Consider the following 4,175-nt stretch of genomic DNA (forward strand, 5'->3'; position numbering starts at 1 on the left):
GTAATACGGGGCAGCGCACAAGGACGTGCGCTGCCGCCAGTGAGCCAAGGATGGCTCATCTGGCGGGAACCCCGCTCCCCAAAGCCAAGGAGCTTGAACGGTTAGTTTGCTCTGCGTCGTAGGACTGAGCGCTGGGTCATACAAGGACGAACTCCTGCAAAACCCCATTAGCCACAAAAGATAATTTAGGATTTAAACATAAATAATCACCCTGAAACATAAAAACATTCTTATGTTTATAGCGTTCCAAAATATCCCTGTAAATATCCCTCAGATCTACGCCGAAATCATTTCGGAATGATGTAATATTAACACCCTCCTGAAGACGCAACCCCAGAATCATACGCTCCGCCATACAATCCTGCAAAGATAATAGTTCAAGCCCCTCTTGATCAACGAGATCTTGGCCCTTTTGAAGGCGATCTCTATAAGCACTCACTTCTTCGACATTTTTCCAACGTACCCTGTTTACGCAAGACACCCCACCCGGTCCTATCCCTAAATAATCTGTCCCCCGCCAGTAGCCTAAATTATGCTGGCATTCATAACCTTGGCGGGCGAAATTAGACGTTTCATACTGTCTATATCCTGCTTGTTTCAACCGTTTCACAGCCCATTCCTGCATCTCTGCTTGCAGATCATCATCAGGAAGCGCTTCCTTTTCGGCCCTAGAGAGTTTATCACTTTTCTCTTTTGTCTCGTCCATATAGCACTCATAAAGTGGCGTGCCCTCTTCGAGCATCAATCCATAAAGGGATAAATGTTCGGGCGAATAAGATAAGGCTTCTTCTATAGAAGCCTGCCACAACTTCATATCTTGTGCAGGGAGCCCAAACATTAAATCCAGATTAATGTTCTTAAAACCTGCAGTTCTCAGGCGCTGGATGGCTTCACGTGCTTGTCTGGCAGTATGCATACGACCCACAGCGGTCAGTAGCTTATCATCGAAGGCTTGGACTCCGAGGGAAAAACGGTTAACCCCGTAGCGGCGCAAGATATTCAATTTCTCAGTCGTCAGAGTTCCGGGATTTCCTTCGACTGTTTTTTCCGCTCCTGAGTTCATCTGAAAATACCGCTGAATCATTTTCATTAGACACTCTAATTCTTCATCCTTTAACACTGTGGGTGTCCCACCCCCGATAAAAAGAGAAGATACCCCCTGAGGGGCATCTTTTTGCCGCTTCGCCATTTCGACTTCTAAGCCCTCTAAATACACAGAAATAAAATCCTCAGGGGAACTAACTAGTGAATGAGAATAAAAAGCACAGTAATCACATTTTTGAATACAGAACGGAACGTGTACGTATAAGGAAGGCATATTTCATGCATCCCCTCTCTGTAAGGCATATGCCCTTATCAATCTTCTAAGGCAAGCACGCTATACATCGTGCCACTTCCTATACCAATGACAACACAACGGACCAAATCAACCAATCAACCAATCTTCCAATCTTCGTTCAACTAATCTTCGATCTGCAAGACCGCCATAAAAGCATCCTGCGGTATTTCCACATTGCCCACTTGCTTCATGCGCTTTTTTCCTGCCTTTTGCTTCTCGAGGAGTTTGCGTTTACGGGAGATATCCCCCCCATAGCATTTGGACAAAACGTCTTTCCGCATAGCCCGAACAGTCTCCCGGGCAATGACCCTATTCCCGATCACCGACTGGATCGGAATTTCAAACATTTGGCGCGGTATGATACCTTGGAGTTTCTCCACAAGCTTCTTTCCCCGCTGATAAGACTTTGCTCGATGAACAATAAAGGATAAGGCATCCACCATTTCTCCGTTCAGCAGCACATCAATTTTGACTAAATCTGTTTCTTTATAGCCAGATAATTCATAATCCAGAGACGCATACCCTTTAGTTCGGGATTTTAATTGATCAAAGTAATCAAAAACAATTTCACTGAGCGGGAGTTCATAAATCAATTTCACCCGACTCTTGGACACATAGTCCATATTAGAATACGTTCCCCGCTTTTCTTGATTAAGTTCCATAATCGCCCCTACATACTCTGAGGGAACTAAAATGGTAGCCTTGACGACTGGCTCTTCGATACTAAGAATCTTGTCGACAGAAGGGAGATTTGAAGGATTGTCAATACTAACAACCTCTCCTTGCAAAGTGTGAACTTTATAGATCACGCTAGGTGCCGTCGTAATCAAGTTTAGATCATATTCTCTTTCCAAGCGTTCCTGAATAATCTCCATGTGGAGTAACCCCAGAAATCCGCAGCGATAACCAAAACCCAGAGCAGCGGAGGTTTCCGGTTCAAAAACTAAACTGGCATCATTGAGGTGAAGTTTTTCCAAGGAATCGCGCAGACGGTTATAATCGCTGGCTTCGACGGGATACAGTCCGCAAAACACCATGGGGGTTGCCTGCCGGTAACCGGGAAGTGGCTCAGATGCCGGGTTTTCAGCATCAGTAATCGTATCTCCGACTTGGGTATCCTTAACGTTTTTGATACTGGCTGCAATAAATCCAACTTGACCCGCTTTAAGCTCCTCGACGATACGCATGGCAGGAGCAAATACCCCTACCTCCGTCACTTCAAAGACCTTACCAGTGGCCATCATTTTCATCTTCGTCCCTTTGGAAATGTTACCCTCTACAATCCGAACATAAGAAATAGCACCTTTATAGGCGTCAAATTTCGAGTCGAAAATCAGTGCCTTCAGAGGAGCTTGATCTTCTCCTTGCGGAGCCGGGACTGTTTTGACAATCCTTTCGAGAATCTCCTCTATCCCTATGCCCGTCTTGGCCGAAGCAAGTATCGCTTCACTGGCGTCCAACCCAATGACATCTTCAATTTCTTGCTGAACACGTTCAGGCTCAGCACTCGGCAAGTCTATTTTATTAATAACCGGAATAATCTCCAGGTTATTTTCCAAGGCCAGATACACATTGGCCAAGGTCTGAGCCTCAATTCCTTGGACTGCATCGACCACAAGCAGGGCCCCTTCACAGGCTGCTAAACTACGAGATACCTCGTAGGTGAAATCCACGTGACCCGGTGTATCAATAAGATTCAGTTCGTAAACCTCTCCGTCTTTGGCCTTATAACTTAACCGCACAGCCTGCAATTTAATAGTAATCCCGCGCTCGCGCTCCAGATCCATGGAATCAAGAACTTGCTCTTCCATTTCTCGTTTGCTTAAGGCCCCGGTATATTCAATCAGCCGGTCGGCCAAAGTAGATTTACCATGATCGATATGCGCAATAATGGAAAAGTTTCGGATACGTTGTGAAGCCTGTGCCAAGGTCTTCCCCCTCATTTCTATAATTCAGAAATACATTTTCTTAAAACCAGAGTAAAATACATCCTAAAGAGTGATTATATCAGAATTCAAGGGAATTCTGCAAGAATCTTGCCAACTACCTTCTCTACGCCCTATAAACTAGCCTTTAGCAGCTGTCCTTTCCCTACATACCCGAAACTATTTATTAATCCTGCTTGATGCTATTTGAAGTGGGAGTCCTAATATAAAGAAAACCCGGCTTGCGCCGAGCCTTGGCGAGAGCGGAAGTCGTTGGTTGCACTTATGCTTAGACGACGACGAAGACACTGTCTTCGCACGGGTTAAACCTTCTTGCAGCACTGTCTTCGCACGTATTAGCCCTTCTTGCAGTAGATAACGCAGTTTATACTTTCTGATAGTACAAGAAGAGTCCCTGTCAGGGGCCCCAATACATCATTTCCTAAGGCTGTTGGTTGATACCTAAATAGTCCTTAAGTGCATTTTGGAGAACATGCGAGAAGTTAACATGCTTTTGTTCGGCAGCATCGTTCAACCACTTCGGAATAGTAAGAGTTTTTTTAATTGCCTTGTTGGTCATTTGGTCACGAAAAACGGGCATCCACACTTCAACCAATACCGAGTATTGATTCTGATTCAGCTTCAACTCGTTCAACTTCGTGGGGACTGGTATAGCATCGCCATCTTGCTCCATTCCGTAAATATGGAGTGATAAAGCGTCTTTCACCATCTCAAAAGCCTCTTCTTGGTTCGACCCACATGTTAGACAACCGGGTAAATCAGGAAGTTCAACAGAAATTCCATCATCCTCTATTGTAAAAATTGCGGGAAAAAGGTATTTGTCATTCATATATAAATCCTCCTTGTAAAATGGAAGTCGGGATTTATTTCAACTTTGCTTTTGCTTGTTT

General features: G+C 44.7%; 3 protein-coding genes. All 3 read right to left on the minus strand.

Features of this window, described 5'->3' with window-relative positions:
• Window positions 1-136: 136 nt before the first annotated feature.
• The 3 genes from hemW to DOT_RS11865 all read right to left on the minus strand — a co-directional run bounded on the left by hemW (window position 137) and on the right by DOT_RS11865 (window position 4,114).
• The gene (hemW, locus tag DOT_RS11855; protein WP_009618754.1) at window positions 137-1,318 is read right to left on the minus strand and encodes a radical SAM family heme chaperone HemW; all 1,182 of its coding nucleotides are present in this window, start codon (window positions 1,316-1,318) and stop codon (window positions 137-139) included.
• A gap of 143 nt (window positions 1,319-1,461) precedes the next feature.
• Entirely contained in the window at window positions 1,462-3,267 is a 1,806-nt protein-coding gene (gene lepA, locus DOT_RS11860; RefSeq protein WP_009618756.1) for a translation elongation factor 4, read from the minus strand.
• 439 nt (window positions 3,268-3,706) lie between these two features.
• Window positions 3,707-4,114: a type II toxin-antitoxin system HicB family antitoxin gene (locus tag DOT_RS11865; protein ID WP_009618758.1), complete on the minus strand. Its 408-nt coding sequence runs from the start codon at window positions 4,112-4,114 to the stop codon at window positions 3,707-3,709.
• Between the last annotated feature and the right edge of the window lie 61 nt (window positions 4,115-4,175).

The organism is Desulfosporosinus sp. OT, assembly GCF_000224515.1.
In the GTDB taxonomy this organism is placed as follows: Bacteria; Bacillota; Desulfitobacteriia; order Desulfitobacteriales; family Desulfitobacteriaceae; genus Desulfosporosinus.

Bases quoted from the DNA above. Each gene is read 5' to 3' on its own strand.
- hemW (WP_009618754.1), bottom strand. From the start codon at position 1,318: ATGCCTTCCTTATACGTACACGTTCCGTTCTGTATTCAAAAATGTGAT.
- DOT_RS11865 (WP_009618758.1), bottom strand. From the start codon at position 4,114: ATGAATGACAAATACCTTTTTCCCGCAATTTTTACAATAGAGGATGAT.